This window comes from Streptomyces rectiviolaceus, assembly GCF_039533825.1.
GTDB lineage: Bacteria > Actinomycetota > Actinomycetes > Streptomycetales > Streptomycetaceae > Streptomyces > Streptomyces rectiviolaceus.
Genome location: NZ_BAAAUG010000153.1, coordinates 1 through 4438 on the forward strand (window position 1 = coordinate 1; position 4438 = coordinate 4438).

The window sequence follows — 4438 nt, forward strand, 5'->3', positions numbered from 1 at the left end:
CACCGTCAACTACGCGGCGGGGTCCGCGCGTTCACGGGCGCTCGGGCTCTGGGGCGCGGCGGGCGGGCTCGGCGGTGCGGTCGGCGTGATGGCGGGCGGGCTGCTCACGGACTTGGCGGGCTGGCGCTCCGTGATGCTGATCAATGTCCCGGTGGTGCTCGCCGCGCTGCTCCTCTCGCGGCACGGCGTGCCCGCCGACCGGCGCACGGGGCCCGCGCCGCGCCTCGACGTGCTGGGGGCGCTCCTCGTCACGGCGGGCATGGCGACACTCGTCCTCGGCCTCGTCCGCACGGAGACGTACGCGTGGGCATCCGGCACGACCCTGGGCACCCTCGGCGCGGCGGCCGTGCTGCTCGTCGCATTCGCCGTCGTCGAGTCCCGCCAACGGGAGCCGCTGCTCCGGCTCGGCCTGCTCAGGAACCGGCCCGTGCTCTCCGCGAACGCCTTCGCGCTGCTGATGTCGTCGGGGCAGTTCGCCGCCTTCTACTTCACCTCGCTCTATCTCCAGGAGGTCATGTCGTACGGATCGACGACGGCGGGGGCGGCGTTCCTGCCGTTCTGCGTGGGCGTCGTCGCCGGTTCCGTGATCTCGGCGCGGAAGGTCGGACGCTTCGGGGAGCGGGCGCTTCTGGTGACCGGGGGTCTTCTCGGTGCGGCGGGGTTCGTGTGGTTCGCCCTCACGGTCGGGCCCGGCGGCACCTTCTTGGGGTCCATCGTGGGGCCCTCGCTGGTGGCGAGCGTCGGCATCGGCATGTGCTTCGTACCGCTGGGGACGGCGGCGACGTCCGGGGTCGCCGCCGAGGAGACGGGCATGGCATCGGGGCTGCTCAACAGTTCACGCCAGCTGGGCGGTTCGCTGGGGCTCGCCGTTCTGGTGACGGTGGCGTCGGGTGTCACGGGGGAGAAGCGGGGGCCGGGCGCGCTCGCGGACGGGTACGCGACGGCGTTCGGCGTCGCGGCGGCGCTGCTCGTGGCGGCGGCGGTGGCCACGGCGGTGCTTCATCCGGCGCGTACACCCTCGTCACCTGCGCAGACGCCTGCTCAGAAAGATTCTTCGAAGAATCTCGGGGACGATGTCGATCCGGGCGCCTCCCGTTCGACGCATGGGTGAGAGGCGGGAAGAAGCCCCGCCCGCACACCGAATGGAGAACCGGTCATGCCGCGCTTTCTGACGATGATCCGCATCGACGAGAAGAACTCTCCCGAGGGCGGCCCGAGCCCCGAGATGGGCGAGCGCATGGGCGCGCTGCTCGAAGAGATCACCAAGGCGGGGGTGATGCTCGACACCGCGGGCCTCACCCCGACCTCCGAGGGCACCCGGGTCCACTGGGAGGGCGGCCGACTGTCCGTCACGGACGGACCGTTCACCGAGGCGAAGGAGGTCGTCGGCGGTTACTCGATCTCGCAGTGCAAGGACAAGGCCGAGGCGATCGAGTGGGCCGGACGCTTCCTGAAGATCCACGACGAACAGTGGACGGTGACGGCGGAGGTCCGGGAGATCGCCGAGGGCTGAGGCCGAGCCGGCCGTGGGCGCCAGGTCTTTGCGGCGCCTCGCGGAGGGTGCTCTGATGGGTGGCCGTGACGGCCCACTCTTCAGAGCACCCTCGCCCGGACGGCCCTGACCGCGCCATCGAGACGGTCTTCCGGATCGAGTCCCCGCGCCTGATCGCGGGGGTCGCGCGGATCGTGCGCGACGTGGGCATCGCGGAGGAGCTGGCGCAGGACGCGATGGTCGCCGCGCTGGAACAGTGGCCGCGGGCAGGCGTCCCCGACAACCCGGGCGCCTGGCTGATGACCACGGCCAAGCGCCGCGCCATCGACCTCGTACGCCGCAGGGAGCGCTACGCGCGCAAGCTGGAGGAGATGGGCCGCGACTTGGAGACGGCGGCCCCGCCCCACATCGCCGGACCCGACGGACCCGACGGATTCGACGGGCCCGCTGATCCCGACGACATCGACGACGACCTCCTGCGCCTCGTCTTCACCGCCTGCCACCCGGTGCTCTCCGCCGAGGCCCGCATCGCGCTCACCCTGCGGCTGCTCGGCGGCCTCACGACGGCGGAGATCGCCCGCGCGATGCTGGTCCCCGAGGCGACGGTGGCCCAGCGCATCGTGCGCGCGAAGCGCACTCTCGCCGCCAAGGGCGTGCCCTTCGAAGTGCCGTACGGAGCCGACCGCGAGGCCCGGCTCGGGTCGGTGCTCGAAGTCATCTACCTCATCTTCAACGAGGGGTACGCGGCCACGGCGGGCGACGACTGGCTGCGGCCGTCGCTGTGCGAGGACGGGCTCCGTCTCGCCCGCGTGCTGGCCGGACTGATGCCGGGTGAGGGCGAAGTGCACGGCCTGGCGGCGCTGTTGGAGCTCCAGGCGTCCCGCACGGCGGCGCGTACGGGCCCGCGGGGCGAGCCGGTGCTCCTTGCGGACCAGAACCGCCGCCACTGGAACCAGCCGCTGATCCGGCGGGGTTTCGCGGCACTCGCCCGCGCGCGGGCCGTCTCGACGGGAGGCCCCGGCCCCTACGAGCTCCAGGCCGCCGTCGCCGCCTGCCACGCGAACGCCTTGTCGTACGAGGACACGGACTGGCCCCAGATCGTCGCCCTGTACGAACTCCTTGCCGCCCGCACTCCGTCACCGGTGATCGAACTGAACCGCGCGGTGGCGGTGTCGATGGCCTCGGGCCCGGCTCAGGCGCTGCGCCTGGTGGACGCGCTCGCGGATGAACCCGCCCTGAAGGACTACCACTTGCTGCCGAGCGTGCGGGGTGACCTGCTGCTGCGGCTGGGGCGTCTTGCCGAGGCGCGGGGGGAGTTCGAGCGGGCGGCGGGGCTTACGCGGAATGGGCGGGAGCGGGAGATTTTGCTGGGGCGGGCGGGGGAGTGCGGGTAAGGGCTGCCCTGCGGGGCTCTCCCCAATCCCGCCCCTTCCCGGCTGTATCTATTAGCGGCTCCGCCGCGGAGGGGCTCCGCCCCAGACCCCGCTCCTCAAACGCCGGAGGGGCTGAATTCGGCAACCGGCTGCCCGATCAGCATCGCCGGTGCCCCCGCCACCCGCGTCAGAAACACCGTCGCCGCGTTCTTGCCCTGCGGCTTCACCTTTCGTCGCAGCTCCTCCGGTTCCACCGCGGAGCCACGCTTCTTCACCGTCAGGATGCCGACCTCACGCTCCCGCAGCACCGCCTTCAACTTCTTCACGCCGAAGGGCAGTTGATCGGTGATCTCGTACGCCACCGCGTACGGCGTCGCGTGCAGCGAGTCGGAGGTGACGTACGCGATCGTCTCGTCGATCAGGCCCCCCTCCACCCGCGCGGCCACCTCCGCCACCAGATGCGCACGGATGACGGCGCCGTCCGGCTCGTACAGATAGCGGCCCACCGTCCGTACCTGAGGATCCGGCAGCATCGCGTCGAGCGAGGACCACAGGGAAGCGCCCGAGGGCAGCAGCGTCGCGCGGTGCGAGGACGGGGTGTCCGTGCCGAACCACAGCACGGCCTCCTTCACGTCGCCGCCGTCCGAGATCCACTCCGCCGCGGCATCGGTCGGCACCGCCTCGTGCGGAATGCCGGGAGCGATCTTCAGCGCCGCGTGCGGGGCCTTGCGGGCGGCCTCGACGGCCCAGGAGAGGGGCGGGGAGTAGGCCTCGGGGTCGAAGATGCGGCCACGCCCGCCACGCCTCGCCGGGTCCACGAAGACCGCGTCGTACGTGGACGTGTCGACCTCGGTCACATCGGCCTCGCGCACCTCGATGAGGTCCGCGAGGCCAAGGGCGTCCGCGTTCGCGCGCGCCACGGCGCAGGTCAGCGGGTCGCGGTCGACGGCGAGTACGGCGATCCCGGCCCGTGCGAGGGCGATCGCGTCGCCGCCGATGCCGCAGCAGAGATCGGCCACACTGCGTACGCCGAGGGCCTTGAAGCTCTCGGCGCGGTGCACGGCCACGCTCGTGCGCGTCGCCTGCTCGACGCCGTTCGGCGTGAAGAACATCCGCCCCGCGTCCTCGGCGCCGAACTTCGCCACCGCCCGCCGCCGCAGCCGCGCCTGCGCGAGCACCGCCGTGACCAGCTCGGCCGGGTGCTCGCGGCGCAGCCGGGTGGCGACGGCCAGCTCCCGGGCCGGATCGGCCTCCCGCACCTCGTCGAGATCGAGCAGGGACCGGCCTTCGGCGGTGAGCAGCGCGGAGAAGGAGGTCAGGGCGGTCGGGGCAGTCGGATCACGGTCGAGGTCGTTCACCCGGCCCATTGTGGGCCAGTCGGTGGATGGTGCGCGTCCGGCGGCGGTGTCGGCCCCTCAACAGGGCCGTGAGCTGCAAAGATCCGGCACCATGCGACTAGTACGACAAAACGACGAATTCAGGCCAAGACGGAAGGGCCCGGGACGGAGCCCGGGACGGAGCCCGGGGCGGGGCCGGGCGGGGGGACGCGTGCGGGCCGGGGCGGCCGTGCTCA

Annotated in this window: 4 protein-coding genes; 3 read left to right on the forward strand and 1 reads right to left on the reverse strand. The window is 72.4% G+C overall.

Annotated features, from left to right (window positions below):
• The 3 genes from ABD378_RS34920 to ABD378_RS34930 form a co-directional block, all read left to right on the forward strand.
• Positions 1-1111 (forward strand): MFS transporter (locus tag ABD378_RS34920; RefSeq protein WP_344527764.1); only part of this gene is annotated, 1111 nt, incomplete at its 5' end.
• 45 nt (positions 1112-1156) lie between these two features.
• Positions 1157-1513, forward strand: a complete 357-nt coding sequence (locus ABD378_RS34925; RefSeq protein WP_344527766.1) for a YciI family protein — start codon at positions 1157-1159, stop codon at positions 1511-1513.
• A gap of 59 nt (positions 1514-1572) precedes the next feature.
• A complete protein-coding gene (locus ABD378_RS34930) occupies positions 1573-2886 on the forward strand; it encodes an RNA polymerase sigma factor (protein WP_344527768.1) in 1314 nt (437 codons plus the stop codon).
• A 95-nt stretch (positions 2887-2981) separates the two neighbouring features.
• On the opposite strand, the gene ABD378_RS34935 is transcribed toward ABD378_RS34930, so the two are convergent.
• The gene (locus ABD378_RS34935) at positions 2982-4232 is read right to left on the reverse strand and encodes a class I SAM-dependent methyltransferase (protein WP_344527770.1); all 1251 of its coding nucleotides are present in this window, start codon (positions 4230-4232) and stop codon (positions 2982-2984) included.
• Positions 4233-4438 lie beyond the last annotated feature (206 nt).

Coding starts and splice junctions, on each gene's coding strand:
- ABD378_RS34925 (WP_344527766.1), top strand. CDS start 1,157: ATGCCGCGCTTTCTGACGATGATCCGCATCGACGAGAAGAACTCTCCC.
- ABD378_RS34935 (WP_344527770.1), bottom strand. CDS start 4,232: ATGGGCCGGGTGAACGACCTCGACCGTGATCCGACTGCCCCGACCGCC.